Consider the following 13764-nt stretch of genomic DNA (forward strand, 5'->3'; position numbering starts at 1 on the left):
ATTTTAGTACCGTAATAGATTAGTCGATTTATATCAGATAGATAAGCCCAATGTGGCCAATCAAACCCCATTGACCCCAAGCCCCCCTTCCTCTATCAGCGCGCCTTCCGCTCGTCCCGGTCATCGGGAGGGCCCCCTCGTTCGTCTGTCCCAGGAACCCCGAACATGCTGAAGAGCACCACGGTCGCGCTGAAGCCGGCCGAGGTCACGAAGAAGTGGATTCACATCGACGCCGAAGGCGTCGTGGTGGGCCGTCTCGCGACCTTCATCGCCAACCGTCTGCGCGGCAAGCACCGCGGCGACTACACCCCGCACGTCGATTGCGGCGACTATGTCGTCGTCACCAACGTCGACAAGGTGGTGTTCACCGGCAAGAAGAACACCGACAAGATCTACTACCGCCACACCGGCCACCCGGGCGGCGTCAAGCAGACGACCCCCGAGAAGGTCCTGAACGGCCGCTTCCCCGAGCGCGTGCTTGAGAAGGCCGTCGAGCGCATGCTGCCCAAGGAGAGCCCGCTGGCCCGCCTGCAGATGACGCACCTGCGCCTGTTCAACGGCCCCGCCCACACCCACGAAGCCCAACAGCCGGAAACGATCGACTTCAAGTCGGCCAACTCCAAGAACACCCGGAGCGTCTGAGCATGACCGACGTGACTGCTGAAACGCCCGCCGTCGAGAACGACGCCCCCGCCGCCGCGCCCGCCGCGACCGGCTTCGACGCCCTCAAGGGCCTGGGCACCGCCTCGGCCTCCGAGGACGCCCCGGTCTATGTCCAGAAGCTGGACGCCCAGGGCCGCGCCTATTCGACCGGCAAGCGCAAGAACGCGATCGCCCGCGTGTGGATCAAGCCCGGCTCGGGCAAGATCACCATCAACGGCAAGGATCAGATGCAGTATTTCGCCCGCGAAATCCTGCGCATGATGATCGCCCAGCCGCTGGAAGTGACCGACCGCCTGACCCAGTTCGACGTCGACTGCACCGTCCAGGGCTCGGGCCTGTCGGGCCAGGCCGGCGCCATCCGCCACGGCCTGTCGCACGCCCTGACCCACTATGAGCCGGCGCTGCGCCCGGTCCTGAAGCCGCACGGCTTCCTGACCCGCGACAGCCGCGTCGTCGAGCGCAAGAAGTACGGCCGCGCCAAGGCCCGCAAGTCCTTCCAGTTCTCGAAGCGCTAGTCGCAACCGCGACTTGGACTACAAAGGGCGCTCCGGGAAACCGGGGCGCCTTTTCTTGTTTCCTTCTCCCCTTGCGGGAGAAGGTGGCAGGCGAAGCCTGACGGATGAGGGGTTACGTCGCAGCATCCGGGCGATGTCCAAAATCCGCTAAACTTCGGGGTCAGTGAGACCCCTCATCCGACCCGCTGCGCGGGCCACCTTCTCCCGCAAGGGGAGAAGGGACAGGAGCGTCCGATGACCCACACGATCTTCATCGACGGCGAAGCCGGCACGACAGGCCTGGACGTCCTGCGCCGGCTGGAGGCGCGTTCGGACCTCGAACTGATCCTGCTGGGCGACCGGCGGCGCGACGTCGAGGCGCGGCGCGAGGCGCTGAACGCCGCCGACGCGGTGATCCTGTGCCTGCCCGACGAGGCGGCGAAGGAAGCCGTGGCGATGATCGAAAACCCCAAGGTGCGAGTGATCGACGCCTCGACGGCGTACCGGGTCGATCCGGCCTGGACCTATGGCTTCGCCGAGATGGCGCCGGGACAGCGGGAGAAGATCGCGGGCTCGACGCGGGTGTCGAACCCGGGCTGCTATCCGACGGGCTTCATCGGCCTGGTCCGGCCGCTGGCGTCGGCGGGGATCATTCCGGCGGGCTGGCCGGTCACGGTCAATGCGGTGTCGGGCTATTCCGGCGGCGGCAAGAACATGATCATCCGCTATCAGGACGAGACCTGCTCGGCTCACACGACGGAGCCGTTCCACGCCTATGGCCTGTCGCTGCAGCACAAGCACGTGCCGGAGATGACGCTGCACACCGGGCTGGAGCGGCGGGTGCTGTTCGCGCCCGCGGTGGGGCGGTACCTGCAGGGGATGCTGGTCGAGGTGCCGCTGCATCTTTCGGCCTTGCCGTCGTCGCCGTCGGTCGAGGTGGTGCATGGCGCGCTGGCCGAGGCCTATGCGGGCTGCCGGTTTGTCGAGGTGGCGGAGCTGGAGACGACCGAGGCGATGACCGGGATCGATCCCGAGGGGCTGAACGGCACCAACCGGATGCGGCTGCATGTGTTCGGCGACCGGGGCGGGGATCAGGTGCGGCTGATCGCCCTGCTGGACAACCTCGGCAAGGGGGCGTCGGGGGCGGCGGTGCAGAACCTGAACCTGATGCTGGGGCTGGACGAGGGGACGGGACTGGCGTGATCGGGGTGAGCGAGGGGTGCTAATGAGCAAGAGGTGAGTGGGACTCAGCGCGCCGCCAGCGACAGCGGCTCACCTCTTGCTCACTAGCACTTTTCACCCGCCCTCTTCTCGAGTGGACTTGAAACCTCGCCGGTCCTCCCGACGTATCACCCGCATGACCCAGCTCAACCGCCGCCACCTGTTCCTGACCGCCGGCGCGGTCGCCCTGTCGGCCTGTTCGCCGGGGACCGCCGACGCCTCCGAGCGGCAGTATGCAAGCTCGCCGTTCCGGCGGCTGACGGACGCCCAGTGGCGGGCGCGGTTGCCGGCGGCCAGCTATCAGACCCTGCGCCACGCGGCGACGGAGCGCCCGGGAACCAGTCCGCTGAACGACGAGCACCGGCGCGGGACCTTCGTCTGCCGCGGCTGCGACCTGCCGTTGTTCCGCTCGCAGTGGAAGTTCGACAGCGGCACGGGCTGGCCGAGCTTCTACGACGTCATCGCCGCCAATATCGGCACGAAGACCGACTATGAGGTCGGCTTTCCGCGCACGGAATATCACTGCGCCCGCTGCCTGGGGCATCAGGGGCACATCTTCGACGACGGGCCGAGGCCGACCGGAAAACGCTATTGCAACAACGGCGTGGCGCTGAAGTTTCAGCCGGCCTGAGAGCGGGCCTTGAGCGCCGATTCCGCCGTGGCGCCGAACCAGACCGAGGCGATCAGGACCAGAAGGCCATAGTCGGGGCCGGGCCAGAAGACCGGGATCGCGGCGGCGGCGATGACCAGCATCGGGAACAGCGAGGCCCAGGCGGCCGTGCCGCGGCTGTCCGGATGGATCAGCGGCGGGCGCGGCGCGATCTTCATCATCCGCAGCAGCGGCGGGTTCAGCAGCACGAAGCCGCCGGCGCAAATGATGGCCAGCAGGGGATTGCGGATCAGGCCGATGGGCGGGCCGTAGACTGTGGCGGTGATGACCACCAGCAGCAGGGCGAAGCCGGTGGTCATGGCCAGCAGCAGATTCGGTTCGAGACGCTTCAAGACTTCACTTTCACATAGGATCCCGGCGCCGGTTCTATCGGCGGAAGCGGGCCTTTTTTCGGATCGCGGGCGGGGACCCAGTCGCCGGAGCGGGCCTGCAGCCAGGCGGCCCAGTGCTCCCACCAGCTACCGGGATGCTCTTCGGCGCCCGCCTGCCATTCGGCGAGGGTCGGGGGCAGGGCGGCGTTGGTCCAGTGCTGGTATTTGTGGGCCGAGGGCGGATTGACCACCCCGGCGATATGGCCCGAGCCGGCCAGGGTCAGGGTCACGTCGGCGCCGGAGAAGGCGCGGGCCGAGCGGTAGACCGAATTCATCGGCGCGATGTGATCCTCGCGGCTGGCCTGGAAATAGAGGGGGATGGTCACCTTCGACAGGTCGACCTTGATCCCGCCGATGGTGAACTCGCCCCGCGACAGGCGGTTCTGGCCGTACATGGAGCGCAGATAGTCCATGTGCAGCTTCTTCGGCATGCGGGTCTGGTCGGCGTTCCAGAACAGCAGGTCGAAGGCGGGCGGGTCCTTGCCCATCAGATAGTTGCTGACGAAGAAGGACCAGATCAGGTCGTTGGCGCGCAGGGCGTTGAAGGTCTCGGCCATGGCCGCGCCGGGCAGGACGCCGCCCGCCGCGTCCATCTGTTGTTCGATCTCGTTCAGCCAGTGCTCGTCGGTGAACAGCAGCAGATCGCCGGCCTCGGCGAAGTCGTGCTGGGCGGCGAAGAAGGTGTTGGCGGTGACGCGCTTGTCGCCCTTCGCCGCCATATGGGCCAGGGCCGCGCCCATCAGGGTGCCGCCGATGCAGTAGCCGACGGTGTTGATGTGATCGGCCTGCGACTGCTCCAGCGCCTTTTCGACGGCGCGGTAGATCCCCTTTTCCAGATAGTCGTCGAAGCCGAAGCCGGCCTTGTCCTTGTCCGGATTGACCCAGGAGCAGACGAAGACGGTGAAGCCCTGGGCGGAGAGCCAGCGGATCATCGAGTTCTCGGGCTGCAGGTCCAGAATGTAGAATTTGTTGATCCAGGGCGGGAAGATCAGCAGGGGGATGGCGCGCTGCTTGTCGGTGGCGGCGTCGAACTGGATCAGTTCGAACAGCTCGTCGCGCCAGACGACCTGGCCCGGGGCGGTGGCGACGTTTACTCCGACTTCGAACTTGCCGTAGTCGGCCTGGCTGATCTTCAGCTTGCCGGCGCCGCGCTCCATGTCGGCGGCGAAATTCTGCATCCCCTTGACCAGCGATTCGCCGTTGGTCTCGGCCAGGGCCTTCAGGGCCGCCGGGTTGGAGGCGAGGAAGTTGGAGGGGGAGAAGGCGTCGGTCAGCAGCTTTGTGAAAAATTCGGCCCGGCGTTTGGTCAGGGGATCCACGTCCTCGACGCTGGAGACCAGGCCGTTCATCCAGTCGGCGGTGACCAGATAGGACTGGCGCATGACGTCGAAGGCGGGGTTTTCGGACCAGGCCGGGTCCTTGAATCGCTTGTCCTTCGAGGGAGCGGGGGGCTCCTCGCCGGCGGCGCGGCGGGTCGTGGAGGCCCACAGGTCCATGTAGCGGTTGAAGAGATCGGCCTGGGCGGCGAACAGCTTGTCCGGGCGCGAGGCCAGGCTGGTCATGACGGAGTTCATGGCCGGGCCGACGTTGAAGGGATCGGGCGACAGGGCGGCGGGGCGGTCGGCCTGGGACAGGGCCGCCTCGGCGATGGCCGCCTGGGCCGTCATCGCGGCCTTCGCCAGGTTCATGGACAGGGTTTCAAGCATCTGCCGCTGTTCCGCGCCGGGGAAGGCGAAGGCCTCGGCGGGCGGAGCCGCGGGCCCGGGCGCCGGCTCCGGCTTCGGCTTCGGCGCGGGCTGTTCGGGCGGAACGGCCTTGGCGGCGCGGGGGCGGGGTGGCTTGGCCGAGGTGGGTCGGCCGGACTTGCGCGGCGCGCGCGGGGCCGCGTCGGGCGCAGGCGATGAGGTCGGACGCTTGGCCATGGGAGGGCTCCGGGGATCGTCAGGATCGGTCGCAAGGGTCGCACGCGCCCTTCCGCCTGTCGCGATCATGGCATATGACCGCGCCTGACATGAACGCGCCAATCCGGAAAATCGCAGCGACGACGGCGGCGGTCCTGCTGACGGGGGGGCTGTCGGCCTGCGTCGGCCTGTTCGATCCCGCCACCGACGCCACCTCGCCCGTCGCGCCGCGCGTGCAGGCGCTGGTCGATGCGAATCACGAATACCCGCGCTGGGCCGACTTTCCGAAGGTCGGCGAGCCGCTGCCGGCGCCGGTCGCCATCGCGGCCCGGGTCAATACGCTGCGGGTGACCAGCGGCGGCCTGGCCGGCGAGGTCTCGCGCATCGACTGGCAGACGACGGGCGATCCGGCGGTCTTCGCCGCCGACGTCCAGTCGCGGGTCAACGCCACGCCGGTCGCTCCGGTGACGGCAGGGACCCAGGCGGAGATGGAAGAGTTCGTGCGCCGCACCCGGGAGCGCGGCCGCGCCCCGCCACCGGTGGATCGCCGCCCGGTTCAATAGACCGCCCAACACAACAGTCGCCCGGACGGCAGAATCCGGGGATCATCGTCTCAGGAGAACGTCCATGGCCGCATCGGCCCCCTACGCTTCAACGCTCGCCGCCGACGCTGCGCGGGTGACCGAGCTGGCCGCCATCGCCAGCTACGCACAGATCGGCCGCGGGGACGAGAAGGCGGCCGACCAGCTGGCCGTCGACGCCATGCGCACGGCGCTGAACGCTCTCGATATCGACGGCAAGATCGTCATCGGCGAGGGCGAGCGCGACGAGGCGCCGATGTTGTACATCGGCGAGAAGGTCGGCACCGGCAAAGGGCCGGCCATCGACATCGCCCTGGACCCGCTGGAAGGCACGACCCTGACGGCCAAGGCCATGGCCAATGCGCTTTGCGTGCTGTCGATGTCGCCCGGCGGCGGCATGCTGCACGCGCCCGACACCTATATGGACAAGATCGCCATCGGGCCCGGCTTCGCGCCCGGCACCGTCGATCTGGACATGAAGCCCCAGGACAACGTTCGCTCGCTGGCCTCTGCCAAGGGGGTGAAGCCGCACGACATCACCGTCTGCGTCATGGACCGGCCGCGCCACGCCGAGCTGATCGCGGCGCTGCGCGAGGTCGGGGCACGGGTGCTGCTGATCACCGACGGCGACGTGGCGGGGGTGATCCACACCGCCGAGCCCGAGACGGGCATCGACCTGTATCTGGGCTCGGGCGGGGCGCCGGAAGGCGTGCTGGCGGCCAGCGCCCTGAAATGCGTCGGCGGTCATTTCCAGGGCCGTCTGATCTTCCGCAACGACGACGAGCGGGAAAGGGCGCGCAAGACGGGCGTCACCGACTTCGACCGCAAATACGACCTGCACGAACTGGTGTCGAAGGACGCCATCTTCGCCGCCACCGGGGTGACCAAGGGCGCCATGCTGGACGGGGTCAAGGTCGCCGACGGCTTCGTCTCGACCCATACGCTGGTGATGGATTCCTCGACGCGGACGGTCCAGCGAATCCGCACGATCCGGCCCCTCTGATGGCCGACGGGGGCGCGGTCTCCGGTATCGGGCCAGCCTTCCTGGGCGTCTCCCGCTCCCTGTCCGGCCGCGCCTGGCGGCAGAGGCCGGCCGAGGCGGGACTGATCCGCGCCCATATTCAGACCCTGGGTCTGGAAGAGCCGCTGGCCCGAGCGCTGGCGGCGCGGGGCGTGCGCGCCGATCAGGGCGCGGACTTCCTGCAGCCGACGCTGAAGGCGCTGTTCCCCGACCCGTCCAGCTTCATGGACATGGACGCGGCGGCCGAGGCGATCCTGGACGCCCTGCAGGCGCAGGCCTCGATCCATGTGTTCGCGGACTATGACGTGGACGGGGCCTCGAGCGCGGCCCTGCTGGTGCGCTGGTTCCGGGCCATGGGCGCGGACCTGCCGATCTATGTGCCGGACCGGATGACCGAGGGCTACGGCCCCAGCGCGCGGGCGTTCGATACGCTGAAGGCCTCGGGCGCCGACCTGGTCATCACCGTCGACTGCGGCGCCGCGGCCAATGAGGCGGTGGCCCATGCGGCGTCGATCGGGCTGAAGGTGGTGGTCATCGACCACCACATGATGCGCGAGCATCCGCCGGTCTGCGCCGCCGTGGTCAACCCGAACCGGCCGGGCTGCAACTCGGGGCAGGGCAACCTCGCCGCGGCGGGGGTGGTGTTCGTTCTGCTGGCGGCGCTGAACCGCGAGGCGCGGCGGCGGGGCATGTTCGGGGATGTGAAGGAGCCGGATATCCGCCAGTGGCTGGATCTGGCGGCCATGGGGGCGATCTGCGACGTCACGGGTCTGACAGGCTTCAACCGGGCGCTGACCAGCCTCGGGCTGCGGCGGATGTCGGAGTGGGGCAATCCGGGGCTCAGGGCCCTGCTGGCCGCGGCGGGCGTCGAGCCGGGGGCGGCCAAGTCGAACCATGCGGGCTTCATCCTCGGCCCGCGCATCAATGCCGGCGGGCGGATCGGCAAGTCGGATCTCGGCGCGCGCCTGCTGTCGACCGACGATCCGGCCGAGGCGGCGGCCCTGGCGCAGGAGCTGGACGCGCTGAACATCGCCCGGCGCGAGGTCGAGCGGCAGGTGACGGATCAGGCCACGCGGATGGTCGAGGCCACCGGCGCCCACGCCGACGGCTCGGCCGTGGTGGTGATCGAGGGCGAGGAATGGCACCCTGGCGTGGTCGGCATCGTCGCGGGGCGGCTGCGCGAACGCTGGCGCAAGCCGGTGGTGGTGATCGGCGTCGACGCCGTAAATGGCGTCGGCAAGGGCTCGGGCCGGTCGCAGCCCGGCATGAATCTGGGCAAGGCCGTGCAGGCGGCGTGGGAGACGGGCGTGCTGATGGCCGGAGGCGGGCACGCCATGGCGGCGGGCCTGACGGTGCGGGCCGAGGACATCGGGCGGCTGCGTGATTTTCTCAATGAGCGGATGGCGGGCGAGCAGGCGGCGGCGGATGCGCTGGACCTGGTCGAGATCGACGCCCTGATCGATCCCGGCGCGGCGACGCGGGCTTTGTTCGAACAGTTCGAGCAGTTGGCGCCGTTCGGGCCGGCCAATCCGGAGCCGCTGTTCGCCCTGGAGCATGTGGCGGTCCGAGACGCCGTGGCCATGAACGGCGGCCATGTGCGCTGCCGGCTGGTCGGGGCCGACGGGGCGTCGGTCAAGGCGATCGCCTGGCGTTGCGCCGACCTGCCCGGGGGCCAGTCGCTGTTGTCCGGACAGGGCGGGCTGAGCGTCGCCGGACGGCTGAAGGCCGACGACTGGAACGGCCGCAAGGGCGTGCAATTCGAGATCGAGGACGTGGCCGATCCGCGGATGGCGTGACTCCCCGCTCATCCCCCGCGAAGGCGGGGACCCAGGTTTTGGCTCCGCACAAGCGGCACGAGAGGCCGCAGGCAAAATCAGACAGGCGGCACGGGCTCAAGCCTGGGTCCCCGCCTTCGCGGGGATGCACGGAATATTGTGTGTCGCTCTCAGGCGTTTTGCGGGTTGCACGCCCCGGAATCGGCGGCTATATCGCCCGCTCTCCGCGCAGCGGTCCCTTCGTCTATCGGTTAGGACGTCAGGTTTTCAACCTGAAAAGAGGGGTTCGACTCCCCTAGGGACTGCCAGCGCGGAGCCTTCCCTTTTCGCTATCGACCGTCTCGCCGAGCCTTTCAGGGTCTGGCGCGTTTGAAGGTCGCGTCCGGCGGTCGGGCGAGGGGGAAGCCCGTTGATCCACATGTCCGACGAACCGTCTCCGGAGCGCGACCTGCCGCTCGATGACGGCCGCGAGTCCATCCTGATGGTCGAGGACAACGCCGAGGTCCGGCTGATGGGCGCGACCCTGCTCGAGGAGGCGGGCTTCGAGGTTCATCAGGCCGGCGACGCCGATGAGGCGTTGGCTCTGGTCAGGGAAGGCCTGGCGTTCGACCTGCTGTTCACCGACATCGTCATGCCCGGCGCGATGGACGGCCTGGCCCTGGCCGCCGAGGTGCGGCGGCTTCGACCCGGGATTCCGGTCCTGCTGACGACCGGCTGGGGGAACCGCGCCAACGATAACGCCGGGCTGGAATTGATCGGCAAACCCTACCGCAGCCCCGATCTGATGCGGAAGGTTCGCGCCGTTCTGGATAGGCCTGAACGTCCAATCTGACGCAAGTTCGTCGATTCCGCAGGAAAACCGGAATTTTTTACTTTTCCGAGGTTCACAGAACCGTGTTAAATAAGCGCCGTCCGCAAGGGTCGCGGGCTGGGGGAAGGCTGTGTCTGACTACGAGGGCGTTGGGACGGTCGCTGCGGTGCGTATCGCGGGGCGGGTGAAGTGGTTCGATCCCGGCAAGGGGTACGGCTTCATCGTGCCCGACGATCCCGGTCTGACGGACATGAAGGACGTTCTGCTGCACATCTCCAGCTTGCGCGACGCCGGGCGGGACACGGCGCCCGAAGGCGCGCCCATCACCTGCGACTGCGCCCGGCGCCCCAAGGGCTGGCAGGTCACCGAAGTGCACGAACTGGGCGAGGGCGATCCCGAACTGGCGCCCGCGCCGAAGCGCAGCGGCTACGACGGTCTGAGACAGCAGGAGGCGTCGCGGATCGCTGACGGCGAGACGGCCTCGGGCGGGCCGATGGAGACCGCCGTGGTAAAATGGTTCAATCGCACCAAGGGCTACGGATTCGTGGTGCGCGACGGCGCGCCCGGCGATATCTTCGTCCATGTCGAGACCTTGCGGCGCTGCGGCCTGGATGACCTCCTGCCGGGCGAAACGGTCGCGGTGCGGTTCGCCGAAGGGCCCAAGGGCCTGGTGGTCGCGGAAATCAGGCCGGGCGGATAGTCTCCGCCCCCGATGAGGGTGGATGCGTGATGCTACGTCGTGGAATACTGGCCGTCCTGTCCGCCGCGGTCCTGCTGGCCGCCTGCGCCGGGGCGGGAACGCCCAAGGACGCCCAGGGGAATCCGCTGGAAGCCCTGACCATCACCACCGCCAGCGGCGAGCACCGCTTCATGGTCGAGATCGCCGACGACGAGGTCGAGCGGCAGCGGGGGCTGATGTTCCGCGATCCGCTGCCGGACGACCGCGGCATGCTGTTCCAGTTCCCCGACGTGGCCGAGCGCGGCTTCTGGATGCACAACACGCCCAGTCCGCTGGACATCATCTACATCGACCCGCGCGGGCGGATCGTCTCGATCGCGAAGAACGCCACGCCGCAGTCGGACGCGGTCATTCCGTCGAACGGCCCGGCCAGCGGCGTGCTGGAACTGCGGGCGGGGCGCGCCGACGAGATCGGGGCGAAGGCGGGCGACGTGGTCCGCCATCCATTCTTCGCCGAATAAGCACGCCCCGCGCGTTGCGGCGCGGCCCCGAGTGTGTCAAATCCCGCCGCCGGAGTGTAGCGCAGCCTGGTAGCGCATCTGGTTTGGGACCAGAGGGTCGGAGGTTCGAATCCTCTCACTCCGACCAAAGACCCGAGCGGCGTGCATAGCGCCAGGGCCTGACGGGCGTTCCCGCTGCAACGCCGTTACCGCCGGGCGGAGACTCTTCTAGACCACCGTCCCGAACAGACGGCCGATGCCCGCGGTGGCGGCCATGGCGATCACGCCCCAGAAGGCCACGCGAAGCACCGAGCGGGGCACGTCGGCGCCGCCGGCCATCGCTCCGAGCGCGCCCAGCCCCATCAACCCCGCCAGGGCCGTGACGCTGACCCAGACGATCAGCCCGTTCAGCGGCGCCAGCAGGACCACGACCAGCGGCGGCGCGGCGCCGAGGGCGAAGGTCAGGGCCGAGGTCAGGGCGGCCTGGATCGGCCGGGCCGTGGTGAAGTCGGAAATGCCCAGCTCGTCGCGGGCGTGGGCCCCCAGGGCGTCCCGAGCCATCAACTGTTGCGCCACCTGCCGCGACAGGGCGGGCTCGACGCCGCGGGCGGCGTAGATGGCCGCCAGCTCATTGACCTCGGCTTCCGGATCGGCGGCCAGTTCGGCGGTTTCACGGGCGAGGTCGGCCTTTTCAGTGTCGGACTGGGAGCTGACCGAGACGTATTCGCCGGCGGCCATCGACATGGCCCCGGCCACCAGGCCGGCGACGCCGGCGATCAGTACGCCTCCGCGCGCCGCGTCGGCCGCCGCCACCCCCACGACCAGGCTGGCCGTGGAGACGAGGCCGTCGTTGGCGCCGAGGACGGCGGCGCGCAGCCAGCCGATGCGGGCGATCAGGTGGCGCTCCGGGTGGCGTTCAAGGCGGCTCATGGATGGTGTCCCCGGTTAGTGTCGGCCGGACAGCATGGGCCCCGGGGTCTCGTCCTTCAACACATGGTGATGAAACAGGGCCGCGGCGCAGCCTGAACGCCCCGACGCCGGGATGCTGGACCGGGGCACGGGGTCGGGGTATCTGGCGCTGCGCGGACCCGCGTCCGCCCACGATCGTCAGGAGCCCCTCCATGCTTGCCCGCATCTATCGCCCCGCAAAGACCGCGATGCAGTCCGGCAAGGCCGCGGCGAGAGAGTGGCGCCTGGAATTCGAACCGGCGTCGGCGCGCACGATCGATCCGCTGATGGGCTGGACCAGTTCGACCGACATGAACGGACAGGTGCGTCTGAGCTTCGATTCGGCCGAGGAGGCGGTGGCCTACGCCGAACGGCACGGCATTCCGTTCCGTCTGCACGAGCCGCAGGATCCGCCGGTCATCCTCAAGGCCTATGCCGACAATTTCGCCACCTTCCGCAAGCAACCCTGGACGCACTGAGTTCAGGTGCGCCTGCCGCCCTTCGGGCTACTTGAGGCGCGGCTGTTTGCGGCTATCGCGCTTCGCGCTACTTGAGCCGCATCCTTGTTCGGCTACCGCGCTTCGCGCTACTTGAGCCGGATCGCGACGGTCCTCGGGCGCCCATAGCTCAACCGGATAGAGCACCCGCCTTCTAAGCGGGATGTTGCAGGTTCGAGTCCTGCTGGGCGCGCCATTCCTGAACCGGTTCCACGGATAGAGCACCCGCCTTCCAAGCGGGATGTTGCAGGTTCGAGTCCTGCCGGGGGCGCCATTCCTGAACCCGCCGGTCGCCTGTGCATTGTGGGGCGATGCAGATCGCGACCTTCAACATCAACGGCGTCAATACGCGGCTGCCGAACCTGCTGGCGTGGCTGGATGAGGCGCGGCCGGACGTGGTCTGCCTGCAGGAGCTGAAGGCGACGGATGCGCAGTTTCCCGCGGCCGCCCTGCGCGACGCCGGCTATCACGCCGTGTGGAAGGGTGAGCATCGCTGGAACGGGGTGGCGATCCTGTCGCGGTCGGAGCCGGTCGTTACGCGGCGCGGCCTGCCGGGCGACGAGGGCGATGCGCAGAGCCGATACATCGAGGCGGCGGTGGACGGGGTGCTTGTGGCCTCCCTCTATCTGCCCAACGGCAATCCGCAGCCGGGGCCGAAATTCGACTACAAGCTGGCGTGGTTCGAGCGGCTGATCGCCCATGCCGAGGGGCTGCTGGCCAGTGGGGCGCCGGTGGTGCTGGCGGGGGATTACAACGTCGTGCCGACCGAGGCCGACATCTACAACAGCCGCTCGTGGAAAAAGGACGCCCTGCTGCAGCCCGAAAGCCGGGCGGCCTATGCGCGGTTGCTGGACCAGGGCTGGACCGACGCGATCCGCGAGCGGTTTCCGCACGATCCGCCGCCGTGGACCTTCTGGCAGTATTTCCGGCAGGCGTGGGAGCGGGATGCGGGTTTGCGGATCGATCACCTGCTGCTGAGCCCGTCCATCGCCGCGCGGCTGAGCGACGCCGGGGTGGACCGGGAGGTGCGCGGGCGGGAACGGGCCAGCGACCACGCGCCGGCCTGGATCGTGCTGGACTGAACCGCAACGGAGCTTGACCGTTCAGACGTCATGGCGCGCGCCCTGAAGGTCTTTTCCTATTCCGACGGCTTCCATTCCTGGACGGTTGCGGCGACGTCGCGGGCGAAGGCGCTGGAAGCCTGGGGCGTGAAGCGCGACCTGTTCAAGGATGGCTCGGCGGTGGAGGCGGCGGAGGGGCCGGACAAGGAGGCCGCGCTGAAGGCGCCGGGGGAACTGATCGAGCGGGGTCTGTCGGTCGATATCGGCAAGGTGGAGGAGACCAGGGCGCCGAAGGCGGCGAAGACCCGCAGGCCGAGCGCAAAGGATCTGGCCCGGGTGGAGTTGCTGGAGGAGGAACTGGCGGAACTGGACGCGGCGCAGAAGAGGGAGACTCAGGCGCTGGAGGCCCGGCGGGCCGAACTGGAGCGGGAAGCGGCGGCGATGGTCAAGCGTCAGGTGAAGGCGGCCGACGCGCTGCGGGCGAAGCTCAGCCGATAGCGGCTCGCCAGGCGGCGAGGCCGGCTTCAAGGTCGGCGATCAGGTCGGCGGGGGCTTCAAGGCCGACATGAAG

At 68.8% G+C, this 13764-nt stretch carries 16 protein-coding genes and 4 tRNA genes; 17 read left to right on the plus strand and 3 right to left on the minus strand.

All coding sequences use genetic code 11. The annotated features are described in order from the left end of the window. Nucleotides 1-165: 165 nt before the first annotated feature. The 4 genes from rplM to msrB all read left to right on the plus strand — a co-directional run bounded on the left by rplM (nucleotide 166) and on the right by msrB (nucleotide 3009). Nucleotides 166-642, plus strand: coding sequence for a 50S ribosomal protein L13 (rplM, locus tag VN378_RS04135; protein ID WP_325741257.1), 477 nt, complete (start codon nucleotides 166-168; stop codon nucleotides 640-642). 2 nt (nucleotides 643-644) lie between these two features. Continuing rightward, complete coding sequence (gene rpsI, locus VN378_RS04140) at nucleotides 645-1178, plus strand: 30S ribosomal protein S9 (RefSeq protein WP_325741259.1); 534 nt, start codon at nucleotides 645-647, stop codon at nucleotides 1176-1178. Nucleotides 1179-1412: 234 nt separating this feature from the next. After that, complete coding sequence (gene argC / locus VN378_RS04145) at nucleotides 1413-2360, plus strand: N-acetyl-gamma-glutamyl-phosphate reductase (RefSeq protein ID WP_325741261.1); 948 nt, start codon at nucleotides 1413-1415, stop codon at nucleotides 2358-2360. Between the two features lie 154 nt (nucleotides 2361-2514). Next, a complete protein-coding gene (gene msrB / locus VN378_RS04150; RefSeq protein WP_325741263.1) occupies nucleotides 2515-3009 on the plus strand; it encodes a peptide-methionine (R)-S-oxide reductase MsrB in 495 nt (164 codons plus the stop codon). Here msrB and VN378_RS04155 read toward each other — a convergent pair. Together VN378_RS04155 and phaC are read right to left on the minus strand one after the other, a co-directional pair. Continuing rightward, the gene (locus VN378_RS04155) at nucleotides 2997-3380 is read right to left on the minus strand and encodes a hypothetical protein (protein ID WP_325741265.1); all 384 of its coding nucleotides are present in this window, start codon (nucleotides 3378-3380) and stop codon (nucleotides 2997-2999) included. The two genes, msrB and VN378_RS04155, sit on opposite strands and share 13 nt — an antisense overlap. Continuing rightward, nucleotides 3377-5341 (minus strand): class I poly(R)-hydroxyalkanoic acid synthase, encoded by a 1965-nt coding sequence (phaC, locus tag VN378_RS04160; RefSeq protein ID WP_325741267.1) that lies wholly within the window; start codon nucleotides 5339-5341, stop codon nucleotides 3377-3379. The genes VN378_RS04155 and phaC overlap by 4 nt, the downstream gene beginning before the upstream one ends. A gap of 89 nt (nucleotides 5342-5430) precedes the next feature. Between phaC and VN378_RS04165 the strand changes: the two genes are divergently transcribed. From VN378_RS04165 to VN378_RS04200, 8 genes are all read left to right on the plus strand, one after another. Next, a complete protein-coding gene (locus tag VN378_RS04165; RefSeq protein ID WP_325741268.1) occupies nucleotides 5431-5883 on the plus strand; it encodes a hypothetical protein in 453 nt (150 codons plus the stop codon). Between the two features lie 64 nt (nucleotides 5884-5947). Continuing rightward, on the plus strand, nucleotides 5948-6904 hold the full coding sequence (gene glpX / locus VN378_RS04170) for a class II fructose-bisphosphatase (protein WP_325741270.1): 957 nt from the start codon (nucleotides 5948-5950) through the stop codon (nucleotides 6902-6904). Beyond that, complete coding sequence (gene recJ, locus VN378_RS04175) at nucleotides 6904-8718, plus strand: single-stranded-DNA-specific exonuclease RecJ (RefSeq protein ID WP_325741272.1); 1815 nt, start codon at nucleotides 6904-6906, stop codon at nucleotides 8716-8718. The genes glpX and recJ overlap by 1 nt, the downstream gene beginning before the upstream one ends. Nucleotides 8719-8930: 212 nt before the next feature. Then, nucleotides 8931-9005 (plus strand) — tRNA-Glu (locus tag VN378_RS04180). 110 nt (nucleotides 9006-9115) lie between these two features. After that, entirely contained in the window at nucleotides 9116-9529 is a 414-nt protein-coding gene (locus VN378_RS04185; RefSeq protein WP_325741274.1) for a response regulator, read from the plus strand. Between the two features lie 109 nt (nucleotides 9530-9638). Next, nucleotides 9639-10208, plus strand: a complete 570-nt coding sequence (locus tag VN378_RS04190; RefSeq protein ID WP_325741276.1) for a cold-shock protein — start codon at nucleotides 9639-9641, stop codon at nucleotides 10206-10208. Between the two features lie 29 nt (nucleotides 10209-10237). Next, entirely contained in the window at nucleotides 10238-10708 is a 471-nt protein-coding gene (locus VN378_RS04195) for a DUF192 domain-containing protein (protein ID WP_325741278.1), read from the plus strand. 50 nt (nucleotides 10709-10758) lie between these two features. Continuing rightward, nucleotides 10759-10835, plus strand: a tRNA-Pro gene (locus tag VN378_RS04200). Between the two features lie 80 nt (nucleotides 10836-10915). On the opposite strand, the gene VN378_RS04205 is transcribed toward VN378_RS04200, so the two are convergent. Then, nucleotides 10916-11617 carry a VIT family protein gene (locus VN378_RS04205; protein WP_325741280.1) on the minus strand — a complete coding sequence of 234 codons (702 nt, stop codon included), beginning with the start codon at nucleotides 11615-11617 and terminating at the stop codon, nucleotides 10916-10918. 191 nt (nucleotides 11618-11808) lie between these two features. Between VN378_RS04205 and VN378_RS04210 the strand changes: the two genes are divergently transcribed. The 5 genes from VN378_RS04210 to VN378_RS04230 all read left to right on the plus strand — a co-directional run bounded on the left by VN378_RS04210 (nucleotide 11809) and on the right by VN378_RS04230 (nucleotide 13691). Further along, entirely contained in the window at nucleotides 11809-12114 is a 306-nt protein-coding gene (locus tag VN378_RS04210; protein WP_325741282.1) for an ETC complex I subunit, read from the plus strand. A 137-nt stretch (nucleotides 12115-12251) separates the two neighbouring features. Further along, nucleotides 12252-12328, plus strand: a tRNA-Arg gene (locus tag VN378_RS04215). A 10-nt stretch (nucleotides 12329-12338) separates the two neighbouring features. Then, nucleotides 12339-12406: transfer RNA gene (locus tag VN378_RS04220), tRNA-Gly, on the plus strand. 37 nt (nucleotides 12407-12443) lie between these two features. After that, nucleotides 12444-13214 carry an exodeoxyribonuclease III gene (locus VN378_RS04225; protein ID WP_325741284.1) on the plus strand — a complete coding sequence of 257 codons (771 nt, stop codon included), beginning with the start codon at nucleotides 12444-12446 and terminating at the stop codon, nucleotides 13212-13214. Between the two features lie 30 nt (nucleotides 13215-13244). Continuing rightward, on the plus strand, nucleotides 13245-13691 hold the full coding sequence (locus VN378_RS04230; RefSeq protein WP_325741286.1) for a hypothetical protein: 447 nt from the start codon (nucleotides 13245-13247) through the stop codon (nucleotides 13689-13691). The last annotated feature ends 73 nt before the right edge of the window (nucleotides 13692-13764 follow it).

It is taken from the genome of Brevundimonas sp. (assembly GCF_035561115.1).
Taxonomy (GTDB): domain Bacteria; phylum Pseudomonadota; class Alphaproteobacteria; order Caulobacterales; family Caulobacteraceae; genus Brevundimonas.

Coding starts and splice junctions, on each gene's coding strand:
- rplM (WP_325741257.1), top strand. CDS start 166: ATGCTGAAGAGCACCACGGTCGCGCTGAAGCCGGCCGAGGTCACGAAG.
- rpsI (WP_325741259.1), top strand. CDS start 645: ATGACCGACGTGACTGCTGAAACGCCCGCCGTCGAGAACGACGCCCCC.
- argC (WP_325741261.1), top strand. CDS start 1,413: ATGACCCACACGATCTTCATCGACGGCGAAGCCGGCACGACAGGCCTG.
- msrB (WP_325741263.1), top strand. CDS start 2,515: ATGACCCAGCTCAACCGCCGCCACCTGTTCCTGACCGCCGGCGCGGTC.
- phaC (WP_325741267.1), bottom strand. CDS start 5,341: ATGGCCAAGCGTCCGACCTCATCGCCTGCGCCCGACGCGGCCCCGCGC.
- VN378_RS04165 (WP_325741268.1), top strand. CDS start 5,431: ATGAACGCGCCAATCCGGAAAATCGCAGCGACGACGGCGGCGGTCCTG.
- glpX (WP_325741270.1), top strand. CDS start 5,948: ATGGCCGCATCGGCCCCCTACGCTTCAACGCTCGCCGCCGACGCTGCG.
- recJ (WP_325741272.1), top strand. CDS start 6,904: ATGGCCGACGGGGGCGCGGTCTCCGGTATCGGGCCAGCCTTCCTGGGC.
- VN378_RS04185 (WP_325741274.1), top strand. CDS start 9,116: ATGTCCGACGAACCGTCTCCGGAGCGCGACCTGCCGCTCGATGACGGC.
- VN378_RS04195 (WP_325741278.1), top strand. CDS start 10,238: ATGCTACGTCGTGGAATACTGGCCGTCCTGTCCGCCGCGGTCCTGCTG.
- VN378_RS04205 (WP_325741280.1), bottom strand. CDS start 11,617: ATGAGCCGCCTTGAACGCCACCCGGAGCGCCACCTGATCGCCCGCATC.
- VN378_RS04210 (WP_325741282.1), top strand. CDS start 11,809: ATGCTTGCCCGCATCTATCGCCCCGCAAAGACCGCGATGCAGTCCGGC.
- VN378_RS04225 (WP_325741284.1), top strand. CDS start 12,444: ATGCAGATCGCGACCTTCAACATCAACGGCGTCAATACGCGGCTGCCG.
- VN378_RS04230 (WP_325741286.1), top strand. CDS start 13,245: ATGGCGCGCGCCCTGAAGGTCTTTTCCTATTCCGACGGCTTCCATTCC.